This window comes from Agreia sp. Leaf283 (genome assembly GCF_001422485.1).
GTDB lineage: Bacteria > Actinomycetota > Actinomycetes > Actinomycetales > Microbacteriaceae > Agreia.
This window is the reverse complement of sequence record NZ_LMNF01000002.1, coordinates 676,384-700,667: the sequence shown is the minus strand read 5'-3', so window position 1 is coordinate 700,667 and position 24,284 is coordinate 676,384. Positions and strand designations below refer to the sequence as shown.

The 24,284-nt window shown below is 57.4% G+C and carries 24 protein-coding genes; 15 read left to right on the top strand and 9 right to left on the bottom strand.

The features are described from left to right. Positions 1-27: 27 nt before the first annotated feature. Positions 28-1,476 (top strand): hypothetical protein, encoded by a 1,449-nt coding sequence (locus ASF51_RS12145; protein ID WP_157412131.1) that lies wholly within the window; start codon positions 28-30, stop codon positions 1,474-1,476. A 75-nt stretch (positions 1,477-1,551) separates the two neighbouring features. On the opposite strand, the gene ASF51_RS19130 is transcribed toward ASF51_RS12145, so the two are convergent. Beyond that, entirely contained in the window at positions 1,552-2,511 is a 960-nt protein-coding gene (locus tag ASF51_RS19130) for a hypothetical protein (RefSeq protein WP_157412130.1), read from the bottom strand. A 207-nt stretch (positions 2,512-2,718) separates the two neighbouring features. On the opposite strand from ASF51_RS19130, the gene ASF51_RS19125 reads away from it, so the two are divergent. Then, a complete protein-coding gene (locus tag ASF51_RS19125) occupies positions 2,719-3,177 on the top strand; it encodes a hypothetical protein (RefSeq protein WP_157412129.1) in 459 nt (152 codons plus the stop codon). Between the two features lie 182 nt (positions 3,178-3,359). Beyond that, on the top strand, positions 3,360-4,136 hold the full coding sequence (locus ASF51_RS12140) for a hypothetical protein (RefSeq protein ID WP_157412128.1): 777 nt from the start codon (positions 3,360-3,362) through the stop codon (positions 4,134-4,136). 920 nt (positions 4,137-5,056) lie between these two features. Here the strand turns inward: ASF51_RS12140 and ASF51_RS19120 are convergent. Together ASF51_RS19120 and ASF51_RS12135 are read right to left on the bottom strand one after the other, a co-directional pair. After that, entirely contained in the window at positions 5,057-5,326 is a 270-nt protein-coding gene (locus ASF51_RS19120) for a hypothetical protein (protein WP_157412127.1), read from the bottom strand. Between the two features lie 70 nt (positions 5,327-5,396). Next, a complete protein-coding gene (locus tag ASF51_RS12135) occupies positions 5,397-5,900 on the bottom strand; it encodes a hypothetical protein (RefSeq protein ID WP_162236954.1) in 504 nt (167 codons plus the stop codon). Between the two features lie 282 nt (positions 5,901-6,182). On the opposite strand from ASF51_RS12135, the gene ASF51_RS12130 reads away from it, so the two are divergent. Then, entirely contained in the window at positions 6,183-7,544 is a 1,362-nt protein-coding gene (locus ASF51_RS12130; protein ID WP_157412126.1) for a hypothetical protein, read from the top strand. 263 nt (positions 7,545-7,807) lie between these two features. On the opposite strand, the gene ASF51_RS12125 is transcribed toward ASF51_RS12130, so the two are convergent. Then, complete coding sequence (locus tag ASF51_RS12125; protein ID WP_055929821.1) at positions 7,808-8,809, bottom strand: hypothetical protein; 1,002 nt, start codon at positions 8,807-8,809, stop codon at positions 7,808-7,810. 501 nt (positions 8,810-9,310) lie between these two features. On the opposite strand from ASF51_RS12125, the gene ASF51_RS12120 reads away from it, so the two are divergent. From ASF51_RS12120 to ASF51_RS19590, 5 genes are all read left to right on the top strand, one after another. Beyond that, on the top strand, positions 9,311-9,871 hold the full coding sequence (locus tag ASF51_RS12120; protein WP_157412125.1) for a hypothetical protein: 561 nt from the start codon (positions 9,311-9,313) through the stop codon (positions 9,869-9,871). 831 nt (positions 9,872-10,702) lie between these two features. Beyond that, positions 10,703-11,437 carry a DUF5677 domain-containing protein gene (locus ASF51_RS12115; RefSeq protein ID WP_055929815.1) on the top strand — a complete coding sequence of 245 codons (735 nt, stop codon included), beginning with the start codon at positions 10,703-10,705 and terminating at the stop codon, positions 11,435-11,437. Between the two features lie 578 nt (positions 11,438-12,015). Beyond that, positions 12,016-12,945 carry a site-specific integrase gene (locus tag ASF51_RS12110; RefSeq protein ID WP_055929811.1) on the top strand — a complete coding sequence of 310 codons (930 nt, stop codon included), beginning with the start codon at positions 12,016-12,018 and terminating at the stop codon, positions 12,943-12,945. Positions 12,946-12,972: 27 nt separating this feature from the next. After that, entirely contained in the window at positions 12,973-13,245 is a 273-nt protein-coding gene (locus ASF51_RS18755) for a helix-turn-helix domain-containing protein (protein ID WP_082479774.1), read from the top strand. Beyond that, positions 13,242-13,751, top strand: a complete 510-nt coding sequence (locus tag ASF51_RS19590; RefSeq protein WP_157412124.1) for a hypothetical protein — start codon at positions 13,242-13,244, stop codon at positions 13,749-13,751. Before ASF51_RS18755 ends, ASF51_RS19590 begins: the two co-directional genes overlap by 4 nt. 330 nt (positions 13,752-14,081) lie before the next feature. On the opposite strand, the gene ASF51_RS12105 is transcribed toward ASF51_RS19590, so the two are convergent. Continuing rightward, positions 14,082-14,696, bottom strand: coding sequence for an RNA polymerase sigma factor (locus ASF51_RS12105; protein ID WP_157412123.1), 615 nt, complete (start codon positions 14,694-14,696; stop codon positions 14,082-14,084). A gap of 111 nt (positions 14,697-14,807) precedes the next feature. Here ASF51_RS12105 and ASF51_RS19110 point away from each other — a divergent pair, with 111 nt between their 5' ends. The 3 genes from ASF51_RS19110 (at position 14,808) to ASF51_RS12090 (ending at position 17,784) form a co-directional block, all read left to right on the top strand. After that, positions 14,808-15,374, top strand: coding sequence for a dual specificity protein phosphatase (locus ASF51_RS19110; RefSeq protein WP_157412122.1), 567 nt, complete (start codon positions 14,808-14,810; stop codon positions 15,372-15,374). A 202-nt stretch (positions 15,375-15,576) separates the two neighbouring features. Then, a complete protein-coding gene (locus ASF51_RS18750) occupies positions 15,577-16,791 on the top strand; it encodes a hypothetical protein (RefSeq protein ID WP_162236953.1) in 1,215 nt (404 codons plus the stop codon). A gap of 435 nt (positions 16,792-17,226) precedes the next feature. Next, positions 17,227-17,784: a DUF5067 domain-containing protein gene (locus ASF51_RS12090; RefSeq protein ID WP_082479950.1), complete on the top strand. Its 558-nt coding sequence runs from the start codon at positions 17,227-17,229 to the stop codon at positions 17,782-17,784. A 131-nt stretch (positions 17,785-17,915) separates the two neighbouring features. Here the strand turns inward: ASF51_RS12090 and ASF51_RS19105 are convergent, their stop codons facing one another. Beyond that, on the bottom strand, positions 17,916-18,464 hold the full coding sequence (locus ASF51_RS19105; RefSeq protein ID WP_157412121.1) for a hypothetical protein: 549 nt from the start codon (positions 18,462-18,464) through the stop codon (positions 17,916-17,918). A gap of 188 nt (positions 18,465-18,652) precedes the next feature. After that, entirely contained in the window at positions 18,653-19,579 is a 927-nt protein-coding gene (locus ASF51_RS12080; RefSeq protein ID WP_157412120.1) for a hypothetical protein, read from the bottom strand. Between the two features lie 1,185 nt (positions 19,580-20,764). Here ASF51_RS12080 and ASF51_RS19100 point away from each other — a divergent pair. After that, the gene (locus tag ASF51_RS19100) at positions 20,765-21,319 is read left to right on the top strand and encodes a hypothetical protein (protein ID WP_157412119.1); all 555 of its coding nucleotides are present in this window, start codon (positions 20,765-20,767) and stop codon (positions 21,317-21,319) included. A gap of 40 nt (positions 21,320-21,359) precedes the next feature. Further along, positions 21,360-21,863, top strand: coding sequence for a hypothetical protein (locus tag ASF51_RS19095; RefSeq protein WP_157412118.1), 504 nt, complete (start codon positions 21,360-21,362; stop codon positions 21,861-21,863). Between the two features lie 21 nt (positions 21,864-21,884). Here ASF51_RS19095 and ASF51_RS12070 read toward each other — a convergent pair whose 3' ends face one another. Then, the gene (locus tag ASF51_RS12070) at positions 21,885-22,589 is read right to left on the bottom strand and encodes a hypothetical protein (protein ID WP_055929787.1); all 705 of its coding nucleotides are present in this window, start codon (positions 22,587-22,589) and stop codon (positions 21,885-21,887) included. A gap of 990 nt (positions 22,590-23,579) precedes the next feature. Here ASF51_RS12070 and ASF51_RS12065 point away from each other — a divergent pair. After that, on the top strand, positions 23,580-23,933 hold the full coding sequence (locus ASF51_RS12065; RefSeq protein WP_055929784.1) for a hypothetical protein: 354 nt from the start codon (positions 23,580-23,582) through the stop codon (positions 23,931-23,933). 62 nt (positions 23,934-23,995) lie between these two features. On the opposite strand, the gene ASF51_RS12060 is transcribed toward ASF51_RS12065, so the two are convergent. Next, positions 23,996-24,283 carry a hypothetical protein gene (locus tag ASF51_RS12060; protein WP_055929781.1) on the bottom strand — a complete coding sequence of 96 codons (288 nt, stop codon included), beginning with the start codon at positions 24,281-24,283 and terminating at the stop codon, positions 23,996-23,998. Position 24,284 lies beyond the last annotated feature (1 nt).

Here is a 24,284-nt window from a genome sequence, read left to right as displayed (position 1 = left end):
TTTGAGTGAAGCAGTTTTGGTCTGCCTGTGCTTGTCATCGCCATGAAACGTTTCGAACCCATTGCGGATTGGTTGCCGTCCCCGTCGTACGTCGCCAACCGTCGACCTCTTCGCTATGGTCGGCGGATGGGGTCATGGTGGAACGTCGAGATCGGTGGGCAGGATGCCCCAGTCTGGGGAAAGAGCTTCGTCCCTGATGAGCTGATGTTGCTCTTCGGCGACGACGATTACTACGTGGATTCGACAAAGTTGCAAGTACTCGAGGACGTCGAGAGCCGAGCCACCGATGTAGACGACTCTCCAGCAAATTGGTTCTCAAATGTAATGGGCTATTCGACTACCGCGGGCGCACTGCGGCGACGCCTGCAGCTCCAGGGTTTTTCGTCGGAATGGATTTGCCGACTAAGCACCGCGTTCTTCGAAGATCAACGGGAGGAACGGCACGGTCTGGCGTCCTGGGAAGACAGATCGGCTTTATACCCGAACAGCTCGGCGATCACGGCGGCGCTAACGACGCGCTTCGGCAGGGCTGCAGGAGCGGGCATTCCCCCGGATTGGCAAACGCACCCAAGGGAGCATTTTCTTTTCGAGAAATGGGGGGAGTTGAGAGAAGCTTTTGATGATCCCAGGTTTGCGTTGGCGCTCTCTTTGAGTCGCACACGTGACTCTACTCAAGTCAAACTCGACCTCACGGACCTTGTGTTGGGCGGTTGGATGACTGGCGCAGAGAACCCGCACGGTGAGGCCCGATCAAGGATGGCCGCTGTCATGGCGGCGGATGGGCCGGTAATCGTTGTGACTGAGGGTGCAAGTGACGCACGGCGTCTGCAGCGTTCGCTGGAGATTTCCGCGCCGGACGTCGCCAACCTCTTTACATTTCTGGATTTTGACTTCAAGCCGCCCGGCGGAACCGATCGAGTCGTCTCACTGACCAAGGGCATGGCCGCCGCGGGCGTTATGAACCGTATCGTCGCAGTACTAGACAACGACATCGCTGGTCGCGAGGCCAAGGCGCAGCTTCTAAAACTTGACTTGCCTATACGAGTCACTGCCATTTGCCTGCCGGAGGTACCGTACGCGGGCAGTTATCCTACGCTCGGCCCGTCCGGATGCGGGATGGAGAATGTAAACGGCCGGGCAGCCTCAATGGAGTTCATGTTCGGTGAAGACATCCTCCGCGACAAAGCAGGCGTACTCGCTCCAGTCCGCTGGCAAGCCTTCAACGAGCGATTCAAGGACTATCAGGGTCATCTGGGCTCGAGCGATAAAACCGACGTCGGCAAGCGAATCGACGCTGCGCTTTCAGCAACAGTTAAGACGGATATCACAATGCAAGTGGAGGAGGGGTGTGCGCGGCTCGCGACGACGCTCATCGCCGCTGTTCATATTCCACAGCGAATTCCAGCGTCAGAGAGCTCAATCCTCACCGCAATGTGGCGACGTGACCCCTTCGCCGACATCGAGGTCGGTCCCTGATCGTCGGCTGCACGGTCCAAGGAGGTCAGTTCCGAGTCGGTGAATGACTGCAAATACGTCGAGTTCATCACATAGCTACGCAGTGCTCGACGAGCGCCTCGATTTCCGACGTGGTAGGAAGATCGCGGCACTCAAGTCAACAGCCCAAATCAATGCGGCTCCAGCGACACCCGCTATGACGCCCGCGACAAAGGTGCGATTTTGAGCTTCGTCCTGCCTGTCCAGCAAGACGCCCGAGATGCGATACTCCAACGGGGATCCCTTTGCTCCGGCGACATAGTCCCACGACAGAAGACCACCTTCTTGAATCGATGGAATAGCTGCGTCGAGACTGAAATCTTGCGGTGCACGTGTCAGTCGCACGTTCACAGTCGTTCCTGTTGGCCAGGGTCGTGCATCTAGTTTGCCCAACGGGGTGTGCGGGAGGAGCGTAGTGATTCCAGGCAGTGCATAGAGTATTCGTTCGTCCGCGATGGAGGCCAGCGCTTGGGGGGAGTTGAAAATCAACACGACCTGAAACGCGAATGGCGAAACAGTTACGAACGAGCAACGTGCGTGATCGCCCAATTGGCTATCAAAATCCCCAGGCGATCCTGGGAGTGGCTTCAGCGGTAAAGGTCCACTGTTTCGATCACTGATCGATAGACCGTTCTGAAGGTCGCCACACACGATGACGATGACTTCTGCACGAGACCCTGGGCTCCCTCCGGACGTGATTGCAAGGACTGCTTTAGTGGAACCATGTGATTGACCATCGAAGCGCGCGGTTATGTCTATCGGAACGCTGCCGGAGCCGGTCTCAGCGATCGCGATCACCCCAGGCTCCGCGATCGCTGGAGCCGTTCCGGAATGGTTGAAAATGATGAAGCTGGTCGCGACACTAACTACGAGGATCACCAGAGCGATGACTAGTTGGCCTTTACGCCGTTGGTGCTCTTCCTCTTGAACTGACTTAAGTTCTTGAGCCATTTCTTCAAGACGGGAGAGGATAGGCGCGACGGTTTTGTGACGGTCTCTGCCCCATGTGAATAGCACAAGTCGACTGTAGTGGCGAGGGACGGGCCTTGAATTCTAGTTGCTGCCGACTACCGTCTTTCAGGTGCGCCGGAGGCAACCATCAGTTGAAACCGTCGCAGCCATTTTGATTGATACGCGGAGTATTCTTCACCCATCGACCGGCATCCATGACTTCCAGGTTCGTGGCTACGATTGCGTGCCACGCGCTGCTCTAGGATCTGCGATATGGACCTCGAATCGATCGACAAAGTCGTTGGCGAGGCGATACAAAGTATTCGGGCGATGAATCATGAGCCGTATCGCGGCTTCAAGGAAGTATGGCCTGCTGGAAGCTGCGAGTGGACTTCCATTGGCATTGCGGAATTGCTGCTTCACCGCGGACTCGGCGAGTGGACGTATGTTCAAGCAAGCCGGCCGGGTCAGGCAAGCGGCCATGCGTGGCTTGAACTCCGGGATGACTGCGGTGGAGTCCGATACTCCATCGACGCGACGCTCCACCAGTTCGTGCATCACGACTCTCCCTACGTCGGACCAGGCCGAACGCCTGCGGCCGCGGAGTTCACATCGATCAATTATGAGGGCAACTGGAGGGACTGGCCAGTGCTCCTGCGCAACGAGACTTTCCTACCGTTTGCGGTGGCAACTCTCCAACACGTTGAAGGTGCCGCGGCCCGTGACGCCTGAAGCGGGATCGCGATAAGTTCCAGACGCTTGGGTGACACTTACGATTACGGACATTGCCGGTGGCCGCGACTCAACCATTCGCGCGTAGCGGGACTAGTAAAGGGGGAACTGGCTCTACAACTTAGCCGTGTCGGTTTGCGAAGAGCCATCGCCGTGGATCTTTTCGCTGTTACAAATGAGTGGTGTCCAAGAAAAAGAAGAAGGAGAACGTCCGTGCGAAGACGCCAAACGCTCGCTCGGGCAAGCTTGTCTATCTTGCGCCCACTGTTCTAAAGGGAAAAGGCAAGGCGGGTATCCTCAACCGAGGTTGGTGGGCGGGTGTCGCCGGAATTGTGTCGATCGTCGCGATTGCAGGGACATTTTTCGCTACATACTTGGGGGTCAACTACCAGCGGGACCAGCAGGAATTGGCCGATCATGCGACATTGGACCCATCGGTCACGTATCGATACGACGAGCCGGGGCAATGGACACTCATCTGGGTGCTCAGGAATGAAGGCCCGGGTTCAGCTGAAAATCTCCACGTGAGCTACCTCGGCGTCAACACCGTCTGCAGTAATGCGGACGTGTCTGGTAACGACGTCTCCCTTGCCGAAATGAGTACAGGGGCAGCATGCGCCGGCGGCATGGAGCTTGTAGACGCGCAGTCCGCTGGCCCGTCAGAGCGGCCGCTGGTCTTTGTCCGTGAGCTCGAGGAGGAGGGTCGGCTATTTGACCTCGGTGCATATTCCGCGGTTGCGCGGCAATTGGACCCTGACGAATCAGTCTGGCTCGAGCTCACGTTCAAGAGCTCGCCGGGGTTCGATCAGACGATGCTTCCACTAGTCGAGCAGGTCGAAGCCGGTGAGGACGAAGACAAAATCGTCCAACTACAGGAACGCTTTGTCGCCCCATCTGTGAGTGGGATAAACGTGACTGTCAACGATTCGCATTACTCCGCCATTCGCCTGAAAGGTTAGTCGCGGGCTGCTCATAGTCGCGTCGGTGCTGATCGAGGCGTCGTAACCGCTTAATTGCCTTACGAAACGTCATGTGGTGTCGGTTGAGTCCGCGCGGTAGAAAATCTCAATAATTTGTGGGCCTGAGTCTGCAATTCCTCGATGCTGCGTCGGCGCCAAGCGGCAATGCGGTCGGTACTAGAAGGCTGCTCTACCGAGTTCGTACGAGCCAATTGCCCGTTCGTCGCTTGCAAGGACGTCAATAGTTTCTCTCAATTCCGGTTTGAGCTGCTCGACTTCCAGAAATTGCCCGCGGGGTCGAGCAAGTCCGTTTCAACTACCTGCTGCACGCACGAATCGTCTAACAGTTCCGCTAGAACCTTCGACCGTGGATGAACTGGCGAACGCGGTCCGCGAACCTGGCCGCGAAGTTCCGGCAGGCTAAGGCTGGCACGCTCGAAATAGCGAAGTATCGCTGCAGTGGGGATTGTCTCGGGGTCACCAGCTGCGAGCGCGTCTGCGGTGGTGAATATCGTCTGGCCCCTAACAGGGTTATCGGTAATACAGTCATGTGCTGGGTGGGCATGTCCCCTACTGGTCAAGGTCCAGACATCGTTCCATTGGAACGCCCAAAAGGGCTGGTCGGGCCCTATTTCTATGCTGTCGCCCTGGCTCTGCGCATTCGTTAAGCACGGCGTGGGACTACCTAATTGACTACGTCTGAATCCGAAAGGCGACTGCTATGCCGCCACTCGATCGCGGCCTCGAAACGAAATCGGTGGTCGGTCCTCGGTTCGATATGGAGAGACTCAGCCAGGAACTGTGATGCCGCCACATAACTGCGGCTTAGTTCGACCACGACAAAACATTTCTTCCTACATCTGCTGGGCTGCGTAGGGAACACCTTTCTCAGAATTTCGCCTTTCAGGCGGAAACAGCTCTCACCAGTCATCACCGTTTAGCGCTTTGCCCATCCGAGAACGTCTTTCGTCTTGGAATGTTGACCATGCCTGTGGCAGGTCGAAGGCTTCATCTGCTTGCAGACTGACGCCTCGCGCGCCGGTTCGTCGGGTGAGGCCGCGGATGATCATGAGCTTGGTGCCGAATAGCAGTGGCCCTGATCGTTCCTGTGCTTCGTCGAAGAATGTGGAGTCGGAACAGCCAGTGCCGTCGTCAAGGCTGACGAACACGACGCGTTTGCCTGATCGCATCGGGGGAGTCTGCGTCGCCACACGGACCCCCGCAACGATCATCTCGGTTTTACTGGGCAGGCTCACGAGGTCAGCTGCGGGAGTGACGCCGAGCGAGTCGAGGAGTGGCCGGTAGCTTTCGATGAGGTGTTGATTGATCTCGGTCGACAGGATGTTGAGTTCCGCCCCGATGCGTTCTTCGATTGACGGTTCCTCGTGGCCGGCCGGGATGTCGTCTCCAAATGTAGAGCTCGAGCTGGTTCTCGTGCTCGGCGGCCTTGGGCTTGCGACGGCTGCTGAGCTGCCGGACGTAAGCGATAATGTCACTACGACCGGAGCGCGAGTCGGCCAGGGTGTCGAGTGCGCCCACGGTGGCGAGATCGACGAGGAGACGTCTGGAGGGGGTGGCGCGCATCCAGAAGTCCAGGATGTTCTCGTACGGCTGGCCGGTGAGAATGCGGTCTTTCTCTGGCTGAGTGATGCCGCGCACGTCGGTGAGGGAGTAGCGGATTGCCTTCACGCCGTCGTCCGTGAGTTCCACCAAATACTCGTCGGTTGAGGCATTGACGTCGAGCGGCAGGATCTGGATTCCCATGCGCCTGGCCTCGGCCATGAGTAGTCGGCGTTCGTACATACCCGGGTCGTGCTCTAACACTCCGGCCAGAAACTCGACCGGGTAATGGCTGCGTGGGAATCGTGGTCGTCCGCAAGACGGTTGTACTCCTCGACTAAATAGTCGAGCTGGTCGTCATCCTTCGGCATAAATAGACCATCCCACTATCTGGGCCAACTTGCCATCAGTCCGACCTTGGACCAGGAAGGTATGGCCGTCGTCTTTTAAACACCAATCGATCGGTACAACTGCCAAGGTTGGCGTGTGAGTGAACTATTTGCTGTTGCTGCTCGACCCCGTGTCATCGTCAACGGCCTATCCCCAGCCGAGATCGAAGCTATTCGCCCACTGTGCGGGAGCCTCGTGGAAACAGACAGCGTGGCCAACGCACACCCCGAGGAGTACGACGCATTAATCACGACTGAAAGTGAATTTTATGACTATCTGGAGTTTCCCCGACGCATCACCTTTGCGCGACTCCCGATCTCGAAGGAACATGAGGCGATGGTGTACGGGCGCACTAAAGGAAGCCGCGAAGGGGGCAAACAGTTCACGCGTTCGAGTACACAGTTCAGTCCTGCACAACGTTTTGATCTATCTAAATTCACCAGAGCTGAAGGGATCAGCTCATTAGTGAGTTCGAGCTGTCTTCCGCCGAAGGGGGCAACGTACTCGGGGATGCCCTTAGACGTCTACCCCATCAGGCAGGCTCAGCCTCTGCTGCTGGAACGGCTAAATGACCCGCAGGCTCTCGCGGCGATCTTTGAACGGGACGAGATCTCGGCCGTGCTTGAAGGCTATGACTCTGTCCTGTGGTTACCCGATCAAGCTCGTTCACACCTCCCGGACTGGCTGCTGTGGGTCTTCGCACGGTGGCGGGTTGTTACCCCCGATGCTTTCCCAGTGTCTGCCGAATGGGAGACCGTCGATGAGTGGGCGTCGGCCGAAGAGTTGGAGGCCAGGACAGCGTTAGCGGCGTTTGATGCCAGCGAAGCCCAGCGACTTGCAAAGATCAAATCTCAGCGACTCATTTTCACCCACGCGCTCGAAAACGCCGCACTTGCCGGCAATGACCACAGACAGCTGCTGAAAGCCACGGGTGAGTCCCTCGAAATGGCGGTGGCCACGGCACTCAGGGCACTGGAATTTGAGGTGGTCGACGCCGACGCGCTTCCCGAGAATCAGGGCTACAAAAAGGAAGATCTGCGAGTTTCCGACGGTAAGTGGGTCGCAATCGTCGAGGTCAAGGGGTACACCAAGGCCGGGAAATCCAATGACCTCCAGCAGGTAAATAAAGCAGCTAAGACTTTCGCCAGAACGACCGGGCGGGACGCCGACGCCATTTGGCTAGTGGTCAACTCCTTTCGTGAAATGGATCCCGCTCAGCGGCCTCTCCTAATTCCCGACAGGCCCGACGAGATCGCGACGTTCGCCGAGGACGACCACGGCCTCATCATTGACACACGAGATCTTTTCAAGCTCTGGCAAGCAGTGACGACGGGGGCGCTCGACGCCAGCGCCGCCCGCGCGCATCTGCGTGCGAGCATCGGTCGATTTGGCTTCGTCGGCGCGGACACGGCAACCGATCTAAGACCTGAGTTATCTACAGAGCAAGCTCCCGGATAAGGCACAGATAGACATAATGGGCGGTATTCGCCATGTACTGATCAACGGCCGATCTGAAGTCGAGCCTCCGACGATCGGAGCATCCTGGGTCAGCCGAGGGGCGACATGCGCGTAGCGTCGATGAAGAAGCGCGTGCCCGATGACGTTCAACGGATCCATTATGTGACGCATGCCCTCATGCCAACCGTTGCAGGCTTCAGAACCACTGATGATGAGGCCAATGTCCTGCACGCGGGCACAACCAGGGCCGACCTGCAACATCTTCACCAACTATCAGAGGCCTCGAGATAGCTGCTTCTCTCATCGTCGGTGAGGACGTGGCGCTCTGGTGCAATGTAGTGGGTCTCTCCCTCGAGGAGGACTGCTACTCCATCTTCCGAGAGCTTCAAACCGCACACTAGGCACAGAAAGGCCACGGCGTCGAAGGAGACGCTCGCCGTCACGTCTGGCGCGTCGTTCCCCATTGCAGACTCGTAGGTCTCTTGGTTCTCGAAGTCGTCGTGGACGTAACGATTCCAGATTGTGATGCCCTCCCGCGTACAAGCAGGGCACGCATGAAAATGGGCAGCCTGAAGGTCCGGGTTCAAAGCCTTCGCCTCGGCAGCCGTCCGCTCCTCCAAAGTTGCGTAGACATGATCCCGTTCGCCCTGCGAAATACCGCTGTCGAGCACGCGCAGCCGGGCCCTAGCGGCCAGAATCTGGACGTCGTAAGTTGCGCGCATTTTGTTTGCATGCTCGTCCCGTAGGTTGTGGACCACCGGTACGCAGTCTGGACCCCAGTAATCATCCTCCTCGAACGCGCTCAGGTATCGGTGTAACGCCTGCACAATAGTTAGCATCTTGGTGAGAGCATCCTCGGTTCCTTCTCTTGACACCATCGCCACGTGCGCAGCCGCATTGCGAACATTCATAACACTCTCAATGTCAGGCACGCGGAGGTAAGGCTCGTGCTCATTGAGAAGTTTCACGGCGACGCCCCACACGACAGTGCGGAGTTTTGCAACCGCGATCGGACTCCCCTCCCCGGCTTTCGATAAGGCGATCTTTGAATATGCATTCTTATCGTCCGCGAGCAGCGCAACGTCGAGCGAGGCCAGAGCGGACATGACCAGATACTCAGTCGCAAGCCCGAACGACAGAGCGACCCTCAGAGCGATGTGCTCATCAACGGAGGTGTGGTTTTCAACGATGAATCGAGCCTCTCGCCTGGAGGCGTCCCACAGTCGGGCGGACATATCGGCGCTGGTGTAGCTGCTGGTGGTCACAGGTCGAAGCTATCGCAAGCGCAGCGGGTGCAAAAGAGGACCCCTCTTGCTCCCCGCGGCCCACGTCCCAATCGCCGATCTGCTTACGCACGGTTGAAGGCCCGGGGCCTAACCCCGATTGTCGTCGCGATGCGCGGGAAGCGCGCGTCGACCGGCGATTCGCTGGTAGACCTTATACACGAACATGACTTCACCCGTACCGAAGAACCCGAGGGCTCCGACGGCGAGTAGAACACCCGCCTACGACTCACCGACGGTCGAAGGCAATGATCGGCGAACCAACTGTTAGTCCACCACCGAAGAGCGCCCCCGCCACTAAATTTCTTGCGACGGTGCAAGCGACAGGCATGGCTCTGCCGTAGAGGCTACGCTCCACGCCCCGACTGGCACCACTTGCGGGCGCTGCGCTTTCCTGCCGTTGGACTGTCCAGCAGGGGGGTTATATCGACCCCAGTCGATAGCCTTCTGCAGGACACCTAGAAACAAGGCACGATGGCAACCATGGACATGCTCATTCAAGGAGGGATCACGCTCGCGACTGTCATCGCGACCTTTCTCCTAACTTTCTATTCAACCCGCAGTTCCGAGCGAGCCCGCTGGAAGCGTGAATATGACGTTCGCTGGGATGTACGCCGAATGGAGGCGATTGCAGAATATGCGGGAGCGACGAAGAAGCTCCTGACGCTTTCCTGGGACGTTTCCAAATCGAGAGGGTTGGGGACGTCCGTTTCGCCGAGGTCCGTGAAAGAGGGGTCACCTCTAATCGACGAAGCTGAGAGCGACCGCGGGGAGAAGTTTGAGATCGTGCTTCTACTCGTGTCCGAACAAACACGGCAGCTCGGACGTCGTTGGCACGGTTTCGCCTGGGAGTTCGCTCGAATCGCCAAAGGAGAGGTCAAAGTCAGTCCCGACGTTTTTATGGCCATCCGCGACAAGTGCTTCGAAGCGCGCGATGAATTCTATGCGTCGGCGAGGTCTGAACTTGGCGTTGATCCCAATTCGTACTCCGTCGACTTGCGTTCGTTGGAGTTCCACGAGCCGCTCGTGAGCGGTGAAGCGTAGCCGCTTGGTCGGTTCGAGCACCATGACCGGCTAGCTCAGCTGTTTGACTGATTCGCGAGGGCCTTCGGGGAGTGATCGCAGCGCGACACCCCGATCTCACGCAGTTTGGAGGGGCTTGAACCCTGGCGACGCGACTGCGGCATGCATGCGTGCATGCACGAGCCGCATTGCCCTCGAGATTTGGCCCTCGACGAACTTCGCTGGAGCAGGCACGATCAGCGACCATAAGTTAGTGGGATATCGATCGAGGCCACCTTGCTCGAAGTGCCTGATCGCCGGTCGGTCACCGGGCGTTCTCGTCGCCAGCGATGAGCTGACGCCGTGTCATTGCCGCGATGCCCGTTTACCCCGCCCGACTTATTTGCCCCCAGGGGTGCCCTAACTGCAACACGCTCAGCGCTGAGTTCATGCTTAGTACAAAGCTGTCGGAATTCTCCGACAAGCGGAGTGCATCCGGAATCTATCGTTTGGTGAACCGGTCGGCATCGACCCACGCGACCCGCGGGTTTCCGTGTTCTCTATCTGTTCAAAACTAGTCACCGAAATCAAATCTGCCGAAAGCACCTCGACTTGATTACTGGGCAGCTAGGCGAACCGCCTTTTCTGATCGATCTCAATCAGGGGTCACCATCAAACGCGAGCCAGGATCTGTCTTTCCTGAAGCGCGACCGAGCTCCGATGAGTGGCGGTATAACAAACATCGACGTATGCGCCATGGAGCAGGACCCTATGGCACGCTCGCGCCCGTACCAACCATGCTTTGGTCGGGCCGGCATACAGATGAGGTGTCTCAAAAAAGAATGGAGCTGGGATTCCGGTCATACTTGCGCCATGCCTTCCACGATTGACTACGCGCGCGAACTCGACCGGCTGATCGAACTCTGGGACAAGCACCGTCAGTGGAACGTTCCGGTTGCGCGTCACGGTGTGAACGTCGCCCTGCTAAATGCCTACGTCGCCCACAGCGTGAATCTCGCTCGAGCTGTCCGGGTACTTGATGGTGTTGGACTGACCTTCGAATCCATGTCGCTCGTGCGCTCGACCATGGAGGCCACAGTTACAGCGTCGTGGCTCGCTCTATTTCCCGACAAGACGCCCGACTTTACCTTCGTATCTGCCCAAGAGAAAAAGAAGACCTTGGATCAGATCGTGAAGCACGGACTGGCCGACGGTGGACCCGGGCTTGAGCAGACGACGCGATTCCTGGAGGGCTTTGGGGGTAAGGCGGTGGACCCGGAAGGGCGATGGCTCAAAAGTCGGTTCGAGTCGATTCGAGGTGGCGACCAGCTCTACTTGACCTACCGCATTCTGTGTAGCTGGGATCACGCGACTAACAGCCTTGCGGATCAGTATGTCGAAAAAGTGGCCGAGGATGAAGCCAATCCATGGGGTCTGGTTTTGCTCGATCAGGCAGCAAGCAGGGAGTCCTGGCTAGGGGTGCAGAGCGCCCTCATACTACGAGCGCAGATGGCCGCCGATATGGTGCTCACAAAACCGCGCCATCGAACGCAGCTGCGAAACTTCGCGCGGCGATTCGGTGTTGCTGACTCCATCGAACCCATGTAACTCGCCGACTGCTCCTAAATAGGGATGCGTGTCGACTCATCGATCCATGTCAGCAACACAGATGTCGAGGATCCGTGCCGGACGTCGAGGGACAACGCCCCATGCATAAAGGGTCATGAATAACTGACTAAAGACATCTCGACTTCAACCACTTCGTGTCGCACTAGTTCTTCGAGTCAGGTACCCGCACTGGTGAAGTAGCCCAAACACGGCCGCATCGAACTGGGCATCCGTAGTAGCAAAAGACCCGGTCAAAGGGTCTATTGGCTGTCGACGGCCTGCGGCACGTAGTCACCCGTTTGCAGTCCTGACTACTGCGGTGACTACAAAATCTTCGTCCACCGTGTCCCCGATCTGACTGCTGGGCCGTATCCATCCTTGACCGCAAGATTCTCAAGGAGGGCACCATGGCAGCTCGGCTAACCAAACGCGCAGACAACTGATTCACCGTCACCGTCACACTGGACGGCAAACGACGATTCTTCTACGGCACCACACAGGCACAGGCCAAGGCCAAAGCGGAAGAAGCCCGGGCCAGGGTCAAACTAGGCGGCCCAGTCCGGGACGCCACCAGAACCTTGGAAGCCTGGCTGGGGGAGTGGACCCAGACCTACCTGCCCCTGAGCAATCGGGCCGAATCCACCAAGATCATGCACGAAGGCTACGCACGGACCTGGATCATCCCGACGATCGGGAACGTTCAGCTGGGCAACCTGAATGCCAATGACGTCAACAAGATGCTGCTGGCCATGAAAGCCGCCGGCAAAGCAGATTCCACCCGACGAAACGCCTACACCACGCTGCGCAAAGCCCTGGATGACGCGGTCACGAACTGTCTCCTAGCAGCTAACCCCGCCCACCGCATCCGTCAACCAGGCGTCACGCGTCCCGAAGCACGCTTTCTCACCACCGCCGAAGTGCGCCGACTTCTCGACGTGTCCGAAAGCTTCCGCTACGACGTCGTTTTGCGCGTCATCCTGGGCACTGGACTTCGTCGCGGTGAAGCACTGGCCCTGCGGTGGACTGATATCGACCTTGAAAACGGCACGGCGAAGTTGCACGGATCGCTGACCCGGCGCGGCCGTGCACTGGTTGTGTCGGGCGTCAAGACCAAATCCAGTCGGCGCACCATCGCCCTATCACCGTCCATGGTGGCGCTGCTGAACCGCCAAGTGGCGACGCAAGCACGAGAGAGGCTGCGCGCCGCCAATCTGTGGCACGACAAAGGGTTCGTGTTCACTACCGCTACGGGTGGCCCCGTTGAACCACAGAACGTTTTACGCACCGTTCGCGAAGCTGCTGAACGCGCAGGCCTAACCGGCGTCACGGTCCACACCCTTCGCCACACCTACGCCACAGCTGCCTTGATGAACGGCGTAGCCATAAAGGTGGTCAGCCAAAACCTCGGACACGCGTCAATCCAAATCACCGCCGACACATACGGACAACTCACCGACGAAGCCGCCCGTGCAGGCGCAGCGGCCGTCGCAGAAGCCCTCGGCCTCTAAAGAACAACCAACGAAAGGACACCAGAAATGAATCAACAACGCCCACGCAAACCGACCAACATCGCGCCCCCGCCGCGCACAGATGCGTCTTCAACTAGCCGTCGCGAACGCTACGGCGACCCCTACCTCGTATCTCAAGACGAAGCCGGACATCTGTTGTCTATCAGCCGAACCACCGTGTGGCGCCTCATCCGGGATGGAGAACTCCAACTTGTCCGTATCGGCTCACGCAAATACGTATCAACAGCGTCGATTCAAGAATTTGTCACACGCCATTCGACAGGGCACGCCACAAAGTGAACGCGAACAATCTGGCGCAGACGAATTCAGTAACTTCCGCTGGTCCTTCGGTGAGAGCGAAAGCAAAGAACCCGCCCTACAGCCTCAATTACCTACCCAGCCTTGTACGCGAGGCACTGGGGCTCGACGTGTATGAGAAAGCGTTCCTCTTTCTGCTCGCGAGCCACCAGAATCTCAAGTCGACTCGATCTCGAAAATCGGTGGAAGAATCCATCGGCTTCAGAGGGAACCGCATATATACGGTACGGAAACAACTTCTCGGCAAGAAGTTGATCAGCTGGACGGAGGGACGACCCGGATCGCACACGGTCTACAAGCTCGAAAAGCTCGAATTGCTGCGATGGGTTGCGAACCCAAACGCGGCCCTTGGAAAAGCTCCTGAAGATCTAGCGAAGAAGAAGGCCATAAGTCAGACCGGTATGAAACCGCATCGCGTCGGCAAGGAGGGCGTCCAGCAGATGCTCCGTAGAAGTCGGCGCTCGTCAAGTGCAACCACGAACGACTAACCGCAGCGGACACACACGGCGACCGCCAGGACAACGCCGCATTCCGCTGCAGAGCATTCAGGCGTGGTGACCCGTGCAGTGTATGCGTGGTCGTCGTCGACTGATTGTGCTGCCGTCTGGAACACGGCCTATGGCCAGGACGCCCACACCGTGGTGTTCATCACCGCGCCACGCAGAAGACAACGAAAAAAGACAACCACTAAGTCAACGAGAAAGACAACAAACAAGACAACAGCTAAATGAACTAAGAAGAATCAAGAACGATAAGAAGCCTATTTCACGCCCGCTAGATACAAGGTCTGGTCCTTCCGCTGTCTGAACTGACCTTATTCACGCACCCGACGAAGTCGCGGAACTAGACGACATCACTTCACGAAGTCGTTGTATCGCGCGATTGACCGCCCGTTTGGCTGTTTCGGGTCGCTTGCCCAAGATCTTCCCAATTTCGGCGAAATCGCGATCCTGGACATACCGCCACACGATCATCTTCGCGTCCATTGGGTATTCCGCTTCCAGCGCGGCCAACGCTGGGATCAGGTCATGCTGAAGGTCCAGTCGATTCGCCAAAACACTGGACAAGCTGGCTGGCGGATTCACATCACGAAGTAGTTGTTCCAGTCCGTAAGCGTCAGAACCCTGGAAGTCGAACGGATCAGCGGGTCGAACTTCTTGCTGCCGATGAAAGTCGATTGCAGTGGTCTTGATAACCCTGTTTAGCCAAGCAGCCGGCACAGTCGGGTTCCCGTCTTTGTCGTCGGGCAACCTGTCACGGCCAAAGGCCGTGAAGTACTTCACCATGACTTGCTGTTGAAGGTCTTCCCCATCCGCGGCTGACCAGCCACCCCACTGCCCTTGAACTTTTTTGACGATCACCTTTTCGACCGCGTCGAAGGTCGGCAGATCAGTTCCATGTCTTCCTACCCTGCGGCCACCCACGTCACCCATAGCCGGCACTGTAGCGCCCCGGGGTGACTTTGTTCACTTTCTTGTCCCCGGCTTCGTTCGTCAGCCGTATTCCTTCGTAGGGCCGCACAGCGGCGAATGGAAAGGGAACGCATGAAATCGTTGAAGATAGCTAACGCTTCACAGATAACGGAACAGTTGTGGATAGGCGGTGAACTAAGCGCTACGAACCCAAAGACAGCTAAGCGCCAGCTGGACGAACTTAGGTGTGCTGGTGTCGATGCCATCGTTGATTGCCGCATTGAACGTGACGATTTGGATTGGGTAACTGAAGCGAAACCCCAGATCGATTACTTGTACATCGGGGTCGAAGACGCCGGGTTCCAGATGCCGGATGACTGGTTCGATGACGGTACGACATACGCGCTGGAACAAATCCACGTTGGTCACGTTGTGCTTTCGCACTGGGCCGGGATTAACCGTGGCCCATCTATGGGCTTTGCAATTTTGATTGCTCAAGGATGGGACCCCATCGAAGCCTCAACTTGCATGAAAGCCAGCCGTCCGATCATGCGGGCTGTATATGCAGAACAGGCAGTCGACTGGTGGTCACCCAAGAATGCGCAACCGCTTGGCGTGGCGGAACGTGAGATAGCGCGCATTCAAACTTGGCGCGCAATTAACCAAGTTCCAGGAATCTACGTAGATCCGACCACGTAATCTCGTCGAGGTTCCGTGGAGTCGTCCTCTCGTAACCCGCGGATCTTGGACACTAGACGCTCGCGTCTGGGCACGTACCCTTGGACTGGTTTTGATGTCGGTGCCAACCGTCTTAGTAACGTGCCGAGCTTGCTTCAACATCACTCATCCGCCGATCGATGTCCCTCACCTTGCGCAATTCTGGGCCAGTAGGCTTTTGCGCATGTGGACTCCTCTGAGTGACGAAGAACGTTTGTCTCGCGCGCTTGAGGAGTACGACCGCCATAGAAAAGAAGGACACTACGAGACAGCGTTGCAAACGCTGAAATCGGACCTCGAGGCCAGGATTGGGAAGGACCCTCGAATCCATCTTCATGACGTTCAAGCTCGAGTGAAAAGTCGGGGATCGTTCGAAGCGAAGGTACGAAAAGATCCATCTCGCGACGTCGAGGATGTACTTGGAGTCAGGGTAATCACCTACTTCCGCGATGACGCCAAATGGGTAGAGCAGCTTATTCGCGACATGCTGATGATCCGAGAGGGGACCTATAGCAACAAGGCCGACAAGCTCGATGACCGCGAATTCGGCTACCGCTCAATTCAGTTCGTTGCGGAAGTACCGCCCCTTGGTTATGGAACGACACGGCAAGACGGAGTAAGCAACGGGATACTTCCGAAAGCCCTCTCTCCGAACGTCGTAGAGATACAGATTCGGACTGTCCTCGAACACGCCTGGGCAGAAGTCGAGCACGATGTCTACGCCCGGCGCGACACTCCCACTTCTCGATCGATTCGACGTCGATTTGCTCTTACTGCAGCCCTGATCGAGAACGCCGATGAGCAACTGGAAACCCTCAGAGACGCCCTCGACCCCGATCACCCAGGCGAAACCGTATTGGAGACACAAACGAACGACGGTTTCCTTCAGCGTTTTTACGAGAACGAACGGTCATCTATCGAATTAGACGAAAAGATAGTTACCGCGCTCGACTTGCCCAAGGGGCGGCCACCAAAGTATGACCGGGAAGTGTCTCGCGCTGTAGACGTGGCGGGACTGGACTCGACTGAAGCCTTACGAAGCGCCCTCGGGCGCAGCCCCGCGCACGCAGTCCGCATGGCAATTGTCTGTGTCGACGTGGACCATTCGTTGATACTTCCAGACGCGATCGACGGCGTCGATGACGTACCCGTCGCATTCCCGGGAATCGGCCTCTACTGGCTCGCCCTCGGCCTGCTGCACGAGCATCAAAAGCCGCATGTCTCATTTAATTCCGTTAGTCCGGGACGGCTTCATGAGTACCGCGAGGTCGGTCGCTACCTACTGCACAATCCCGCCGTGTCGGCATTGACCGTTCGTGCACAGTATTGGGCGCTTCGCCACGAGAGCGGCGAGGTGTTTTCGCCCAACAACGAATTCGTCATTAGACAGCTGGACTGACATTTGACCGCAATTCGGCTAGTTGTTCCAGACACTCCTGAGACCACCGTCACGACTTAACCAGGCTTGTTCAGGGCCGCTCCGGCCCAGTTGAGCGCAAAAGTCCCAAATCAGGGACTACAGCTATTGGCTCGGCTACTTCCTTATCAACAGCTCCAAGCGCCCCTCTCATGACCCACCTCCAATTGACTGCTATGCCGCCACAACTGGACCCTCTAGGTCCCTGGATAACGAGAGCCGGAAATCTAATTCTCGATTGATGGAATGTGCCTTCGGATATGTGAGCAGGAAGCGGCATGTCGAATACGGGTGGTAAGTCGTGACGGACGCATAGGCCCAATGGGTCGGTCTTATGTGGCTGAAACTCGATTTGCCCCCCGAAGACGTGACAATCAGAGAAAATGAGTGATCATCACGTGCGGCAAGATGAGTCATATGAAGAATCTCCTCGCGCTCGTCGCGCCACTCGCCCTCGTTATCGCGCTCACTCTTACGGGGTGTGGTGCGTCGACCACGCCGAACGCGGCTCCCTCGACCGGCACTGAGGTGGAGGTTGAGGTGCCCAAGGAAGAGGCGCCTGCTGGCGATTCCTTTGTTGACGGCGTGCTTACGACATCGGATGTGACGATCAGGGTCACCGATTCCCGTGTAATCCCGGTAGGAGAAGTTGGCAACGAGTACGGTGACGTTCCTGTGCTTGCGATTTGGTACGACATCACTAACCTCGGGACATCGGATCGGGAAATCTCTCCGATGGAATTCATCTTCTCGTTCGAGGCGTTCCAAGACACCGACCCTAACCGAGAGAACACCCTCGACGTTGCTTCACTCCCCGATGACGCGTTCCTGGAAACGCAGACAGAGAACATCAAGGCCGGCGGCACCGTCGCCAATGCGATCGCCTACTCCCTCGATGACACCACCACGCCGGTGGAGCTTGTAGCCGGCCGAATGGGTGACGAGATAGGTCGGATGACCTTCAACCTGAGCTAGTCCACCAAGGCCGCAATCACACGGGGTGCCCTGCCAATATCGGCAGTGCACCCGTGTTCGTTTCCCCAGAAACGCCCATCAGTCATCACTAGCTGGGAGGTGTCATCTCGACGACAGCCTGCAGGCAGGACTTAGTCCCGGTCGTTCTCTTTGACGTTGTTGATGTATTCGTCGGCGCTCATGCCATACGACTTGGCGGCCGTTCGGTCATGCCAATCGAGATCCTGATGATCCCCATACCAAGCACGTTGCTGGGACCGAAGGCTTCCGGCATCTCGATCATTCTTTAGCGCGGACTCTTTTTGCCGCACCCGAGAGTCGTAGTTGATACGCAGGGCAAAAATTCGAACCTTCTTGTCGCGTTGCTCACGCTTCTGAGTGATCAGTCTCGATGTCGTAAAGAATGTTGCGATGACACCCAGGGCTGTGACGATGACGCCAATCGGCGTCACGATGTTTCCAGTGAAGACGGGCCATTCTGCGTGCGTCGATTCGGCTAGAAGAAATACCCCTCCCCCGAGTACGGCGGTCAGCGTTAAAAGACCGATGCCTGCAGCTGCAATACCTCCACCGCCGGAAATCGCGTTGACGCGGTTGTATTCAGCTCGCTCATCTGAAGTTAGAAGTGATTCCTTAATGTTTGTGGAAATATCAATCCCGTCCTGACTGTGGTTTTGCACTATCAGTGCGAGTTTGCTGAGTGTCGCCCCACCGACCAGACGCCCAGGAGCCGATGGCTGAGCTTAACGCGGCCCGTACCTACTGAGCAATGGTCATTTATTGCAGTTATGCCCCACGCAGGCACGGGCACGGCGGCTAGGCGCGCCTGGGAACAATCGTTTACGAACGGGTCTGAACCAGCACGCGACTACTCGTTCTCGTATTCAGGGCCGTCGTAGTAGTCCTCCGGGTCGCCTTCCGCCTCGAAGAGGTCGTTCAGTCCTGCCTCGTCGAGCATCTCAGGCTCATCCAGAATCAGGTGACAGGTCGGACAGGCGAAGTTCTCGGGCGCAATATCGAGGGTCACCGACACCTCGTCATAGAACGGGTCATTTGTGTAGGGGTTCGACGGCCCCAGATGTTCCACGTTGGACTCCATGACCTCGTCGCCTCCGACTTGACCCACCGACTTACATGCAGGGCAGTCCCTGGCCTCGGTGTACCGGTACGTTGGCAGCGTAAAAAGCGTCCACTCTGCCTCGAGTCGAGAAGTCAGAGCGCCCGCTTGATGGCGTGACAGCAAAGACTTGGCTCGTTCGAGTAACGTCTCGAGTCGGCGTTTGAGGTGCTCCTGGTTGGCAGCGAGATATTCTTCTACTTCTCCGGCTCGAGGGCCGACAAACTCTTCGATGTCTTCGTCGAGGTGCGCGAGCAGGATCGAGGCCTGTGCCCAGTACTTTGGCCACCACTGGGCCGGCGGAACAGCATCGAAACCGACCCCCGACGAGTGGATATATTCATTCCGGCCAGCAGCGATCTTTTTCGCCTCTTCAGCGTTAAATGTACGGAAGGCTCGCGCGCAGCGGGACCAGATCGCCTTGGCCTGCACGCTGCCGAATATACCTGTGTACTCAACGGCTCCACTGGCCATAAGAATGCTCTTGCCGTCGTCTTCTGGATTCGCGATGAGGGTGGGGGAAATGCGTACCAGTGCCGCTTTACCCAGGAGCTCCAGTGCTGCGACCGCCCAGAACGCCTGTTCTTCGAACTCGCGATCCGGGTCCATACCTCGATGGATGAACATTCGGGATTTGATCCAGAGTGCATCGGCATCCCAGGGCAAAGTTTGATTCATGAGGCATCTCCCCATCGATAGCTGAGTCGCGAAAGGCTCCGAGTGATTGGGTCGAGCGCTTCATTGCGTGCGTGGAGAGCTTTTCTATTGTCTATAAAGAGGAGCAGGTCGGGCTCATCCCATTCGTGGACGTATGCTCGAGGCCTCGCTTGGATCAAGTACTCGACGGTCTCGCGAGCGAAAGCATCTCCGGGACTCATGACGACGGGGTCGAAACGAAGTCCGTCTCGATCCCTCATGGAGGCAAGAAAACTGTCCCCATTGCCTCGCACCGTGAACACGCCGTGCCGCGCAGCTACGGGGAGGGAGTTCGAGGCCTCATAGCTGGGTGCCCACACCACGGTCGACGTCGAGGTTGGCTGCGCAGAGTGCAACACCACGACATCAGGTGGCAATCGCAGATGGGCCCCGTCGGAATGCAGCGGCTGCTCTCTTAAGCCGTACTTCGCGCTCAAAGAATGCTTCGGCGCCCGGGATTCGTCGTGGGGTACGAGTACACGTTCGTTGGAACCGGAGCGAGAAATCGCGCCTCGAAGCCCATCCAGGGATGCCGCGCGGCGCACATCATCGAGTGTTCCCTTCTGCCTAGACCACCCCTGCTTCGTGAAATCAGCACGGACCGCTGACATGGTGATCATCAAATCCCCGTTCGCCCTTTGCAGATGTTGTCATCCTAGGGTTCGCTGTGGCTTGCAGTCATCAAGAAGCAAGGGTATTGATCCAAGGACGCCAGTCGCACCTATTCGCAGGCTGCAACACATCGTCGAGTTCACGCTTCCTACAAAGCTGTCGAGGCGGCTGGCCGAGGCCTATGCCGACCGGCATCTCAATGAGCCCGAACTCCGCAATGTACTTGGGCTGAGTTACTTCAGACGCCGAAGGCGGCGAGGGCTCGCCTAGTGAACCAGTCCAGCGCTCCAGCCAACTGAGCTAGAGCCCCTCGAAATGTGGAGCTGACGGGACTCGAACCCGCGACCTCTAAATTGTGCACTGATTCTGATTGAACGGCAGCCCCGTCCTGAAGGGGCAAACGGTCAGTGCGCCAGCGATAGTAGTCGCCGAGAATTTTTCCTATGGCATCGAGCATGTCCGCGGCTGCATTTGTATATAACTTTACGAATAACGATTGTTGTTGAGATGACCGGCTCTCCACACACCGAAAACGCGGTGCGCTTGGATAGGACCATGCTGAAAAATCACGATCTGATTGAACGTGCCACTGCAGTGGTTTCTGCAAGCTACAGAGGTCCGCAGTGCGTAGAGGCCTCAGCGTTGCTCGTCGAAGTGGGCGCTCGTCTCGGCTATGAGCTGGAGGCTCGCCCGGTCTCGATGTTTGCGACCAACCTGACGACAGGCAGCGAAGCGACTGGTGAGCAAGGTAGAGCTTTTGGCAGGTCATTCCTGCTACGGCGCAGCGTAAATCTCGAGATTAATGGATTCAGTGGCGGCTCACCCTTTCAGCGCTATGCCGGCCATATGATCGTTGTTTCAGTCGAACACGAGCTTCTGATGGACCCAACCTTCGCTCAGTTCGAAAGCCTCGGACCACAAGCCATGCCCCTGTTCGTTCAAGAAGCTCGGCTTCGCAGCGATCGTTACTGGCAGGCAGGTGACGACGACTTCTACGTTCGATATTTCCGAGCGGACGATTTTATGGAAGTCACTTTCGATGCCGCTAGAAAAGGTCTGGTAGACAAAGCCGATCAGATAGTCGCGTTCATGCGAGACAACCCGCGCTGATGACATCCGGGCACCCGGACCAGACAAGTGGAGCCTAATAATGAACCTCATCCAAATGCACGGCAGCGAGATCCTGGTCGCGGTAATAGTTGCGATCTTGGGTGTTCTCGGAGCAATCACGGCTCACCGGATCAACAAGCTGTCGGACGACAGAGCGGAACGTAAAGCCGCAGCCGGGATGGATCGTGCGACCACCAGGGAGATGCAGAAATATCTGCACTTCATGCGCACCGCGCGACTGCGACGCAAAGGTCCGCCTCGATGGGCGATCACACGGTCGTCTGTGTCTTCCACTCACGTACAAATTGAGCATCGAGGTCGAGATATTTTCGACCTACGTGTCGACATGTTCATCACGAAACCAAGGCCAGAAATCGTCACAAAAGGAGGGACGATTCGACTCAAATCGGTTCCACAAGGGTTACCGATTGACATCCCCGTTGGCACTCCGTCGCGTGCACGAGAAACCACCATGCTCATTCGATGGGAGGACGAGTACGGATCCGATCAGGGTGAACGCATGAACCTCTCAGCGATCTTCTAGAGAGGAGGCTAGTCAGATGTCCTACCGCTTACGTCGACGCGCGACCGGCATTGAGCGTCGCGGAGCATCGTTGGCTTCCTTTAGAGCCTCAACAAGATTTCCAATCCCTTTGGCTATACGCTCGACGCGTTTCTCGTTGCGGTTGTTTATGTTCCAGTTCTTATCGTCATAGTCGACATCGGCGTTCGCTTCGCCCCATTGCTCGATGTTCAAATCGAAAGTCTCCGTGTATGTCACCGGTATCTTTGGCGTCCAAACCTTCCACGGCGCAACCCGCCTCAGCACGCGAGGGTCACTGTAGGAACCTGTGACCTCGTAATTGCGTGGGTAGTCGCCGGCGTAGTAGTCCGGCGCCCTGTCGAACGTCCAATAGATAGACCGTCCCGGCCCGAGTTGCTTGATCCGGTATGCATCGCTAAAGAGGCCGTTCAGGACGTCCGCTCGACCGGCCATATGCCCTTCAAAAGGCTTGTCCACTGACAGGCGAATGTCGCTTGCTACCGCCCCGGATACGTTCCTAACTTCGATCATCATAAGGATCGAGCGGAACTTGTAGTCGACAACCAAGAACGGACGCGCAGCATCCTCTCGTTCTTTGATGTATCTCCGGAGCTGAATTAGCGCGAGTAGTGCGGCGAGCGCAGTAACCACAACTCCTGCGTCGGCGAAGACTGCTTGCCATTCGTCGGCCGTCAGCACTCCGGCAACTCGCCACAACTCACTCATGACTGAAGTGTATTGATTCCAGTGACGGCAGCCGTCCCACCGCGAGACGACCCGGAAAGTCGTAACTCTGAGAATGCGAACGTCACCAGTTCAACATCTCCGGGTCAGAGTCTTCATCGTCCTACCCCACGGGTAAGCATCTCAGGTCCGCGCCCCTTTATGGATCGGAAGTCGACGCGGAGCGCAAAAGGCCCCCAGTTGCTCGTCTGAGCGCCGATATGCGCCATGATGCAGGAGAACCATTCACCAAGGAGTGCACGTGCCCTAGAACCAAGCTCCCAAGACCCCCCTTACCCCAGAGCAGGCCGTGGCGATCGTTCAAGCCTTCATCGGTGAGAGGTCGGCGTCCCGCGTCCTGAGCAAACCAACCCGCTTCGAACGTCCGCGCAGGCGCTGAATGGTCGTCGTGCGTCGGCTCATACCCCCGCGAATGTCCGCTCCTTTGATTGGCGGAACAAGCAGCCCGGCAGCTACTCGAAGAAGCACAAGGCCGTCTCAGATTCGAGGCACCGGTAGACGGTGCCGGGAACGTCTCAGTCATTCGTACTCGCGCCGCTGCACTTTCAAAACGCCCAATGGGTTGAGTCGTGCCGCCGTTAGCTGCGACAGACTTGTTGCAATGCGCGGTCAATTAAAAAACTGTTGCGCGCGGGCCGCCGAAGTAGCTAATGACGGTGTGCGATCAGTTTGGCTACATGAATGACCGTCTTAATGACTACATGTATGACTACATCTGCCTTCGAAGTTGTGGAAACGGCTGGAAACAGCCCTCACCCTCGAAGCGCGCCGTGCCGGGGTTTAGACAAGAAGATTCAACGTCTGGAAACGTCCGGCAACCACCCTCTCCCGAGCTCATAACCCAGAGGTCGCAGGTTCAAATCCTGTCCCCGCAACAGAAGAAAGGCCCTCCGGCTTCGAAGAGATTCGAAGCCGGAGGGCCTTTTGCTTTAACTGCCACCGGCGCCACTGGGCCCACGTACCATCTCACTCATGCTGTTCTTTCTTGCGCTACTCATCGTCCCAGCAGTCGTCCTGCTGGGATGGTCCGCTTTCGGGTGGTGGCAGCCTCCGGGGCGACGCGCCCAAACGTTCTACATGATCGTCGTCATCATCTGCGTCTTGGGGATGATTGTCGGCGGCCTGGTCTGGTACCTGCCAACGATGTCGGTGAGAGACGGAACCAATAACTCGGATGACTGGACGAACATGTACTTCTTTGCGTTCGGCGTCGGCTCGTTTTTCAGCCTGGTCGGAACGATTTTCTTGTGGTTGCTGGGCGGCCTCATCCAGGAACGGCAAAAATTTGCTCCCCGTCCACCGGAGGAGTTCTTGCCTCGCATATGAGGGCGCGAAAACCTGATCCGGCGCTCGATTCGAAACAGAACCTGCAGTTGTGACAGCCGGTCTCAGTCCTGCGAGATGACCGTCCACCCCGTCGACCGGGCGATGAGCGGCTGAAGCTCCGACACGGCGATGTGGGCGTCCGCCTGGCTCTTCCAGTGCCAGAGAGTGAGCACGAGCGGGTAGTGCGGGTCGACCTCGTCGACGTGCACGTCGAGCGTGGTGTCTGATGTCGGCCGCAGGTACTCGGCGCCGTCGTCATCGACCTCGAGTGGGAATCGCAGGATCGTACCCAGCGCGTGGATCGCCTCGCGTTGCGTCACCCGCGCGTCCGCGCGCATCAGGGCGGTCATC

Bases quoted from the DNA above. Each gene is read 5' to 3' on its own strand.
- ASF51_RS12090 (WP_082479950.1), top strand. From the start codon at position 17,227: ATGAAGAATCTCCTCGCGCTCGTCGCGCCACTCGCCCTCGTTATCGCG.
- ASF51_RS19100 (WP_157412119.1), top strand. From the start codon at position 20,765: ATGCTGAAAAATCACGATCTGATTGAACGTGCCACTGCAGTGGTTTCT.
- ASF51_RS12070 (WP_055929787.1), bottom strand. From the start codon at position 22,589: ATGAGTGAGTTGTGGCGAGTTGCCGGAGTGCTGACGGCCGACGAATGG.
- ASF51_RS18750 (WP_162236953.1), top strand. From the start codon at position 15,577: ATGTGGACTCCTCTGAGTGACGAAGAACGTTTGTCTCGCGCGCTTGAG.
- ASF51_RS19125 (WP_157412129.1), top strand. From the start codon at position 2,719: ATGGACCTCGAATCGATCGACAAAGTCGTTGGCGAGGCGATACAAAGT.
- ASF51_RS12065 (WP_055929784.1), top strand. From the start codon at position 23,580: ATGCTGTTCTTTCTTGCGCTACTCATCGTCCCAGCAGTCGTCCTGCTG.
- ASF51_RS12080 (WP_157412120.1), bottom strand. From the start codon at position 19,579: ATGAATCAAACTTTGCCCTGGGATGCCGATGCACTCTGGATCAAATCC.
- ASF51_RS12115 (WP_055929815.1), top strand. From the start codon at position 10,703: ATGCCTTCCACGATTGACTACGCGCGCGAACTCGACCGGCTGATCGAA.
- ASF51_RS19120 (WP_157412127.1), bottom strand. From the start codon at position 5,326: ATGCGATCAGGCAAACGCGTCGTGTTCGTCAGCCTTGACGACGGCACT.
- ASF51_RS12105 (WP_157412123.1), bottom strand. From the start codon at position 14,696: ATGGGTGACGTGGGTGGCCGCAGGGTAGGAAGACATGGAACTGATCTG.
- ASF51_RS12120 (WP_157412125.1), top strand. From the start codon at position 9,311: ATGGACATGCTCATTCAAGGAGGGATCACGCTCGCGACTGTCATCGCG.
- ASF51_RS19095 (WP_157412118.1), top strand. From the start codon at position 21,360: ATGAACCTCATCCAAATGCACGGCAGCGAGATCCTGGTCGCGGTAATA.
- ASF51_RS19110 (WP_157412122.1), top strand. From the start codon at position 14,808: ATGAAATCGTTGAAGATAGCTAACGCTTCACAGATAACGGAACAGTTG.
- ASF51_RS12135 (WP_162236954.1), bottom strand. From the start codon at position 5,900: ATGGGAATCCAGATCCTGCCGCTCGACGTCAATGCCTCAACCGACGAG.
- ASF51_RS18755 (WP_082479774.1), top strand. From the start codon at position 12,973: ATGAATCAACAACGCCCACGCAAACCGACCAACATCGCGCCCCCGCCG.
- ASF51_RS12060 (WP_055929781.1), bottom strand. From the start codon at position 24,283: ATGACCGCCCTGATGCGCGCGGACGCGCGGGTGACGCAACGCGAGGCG.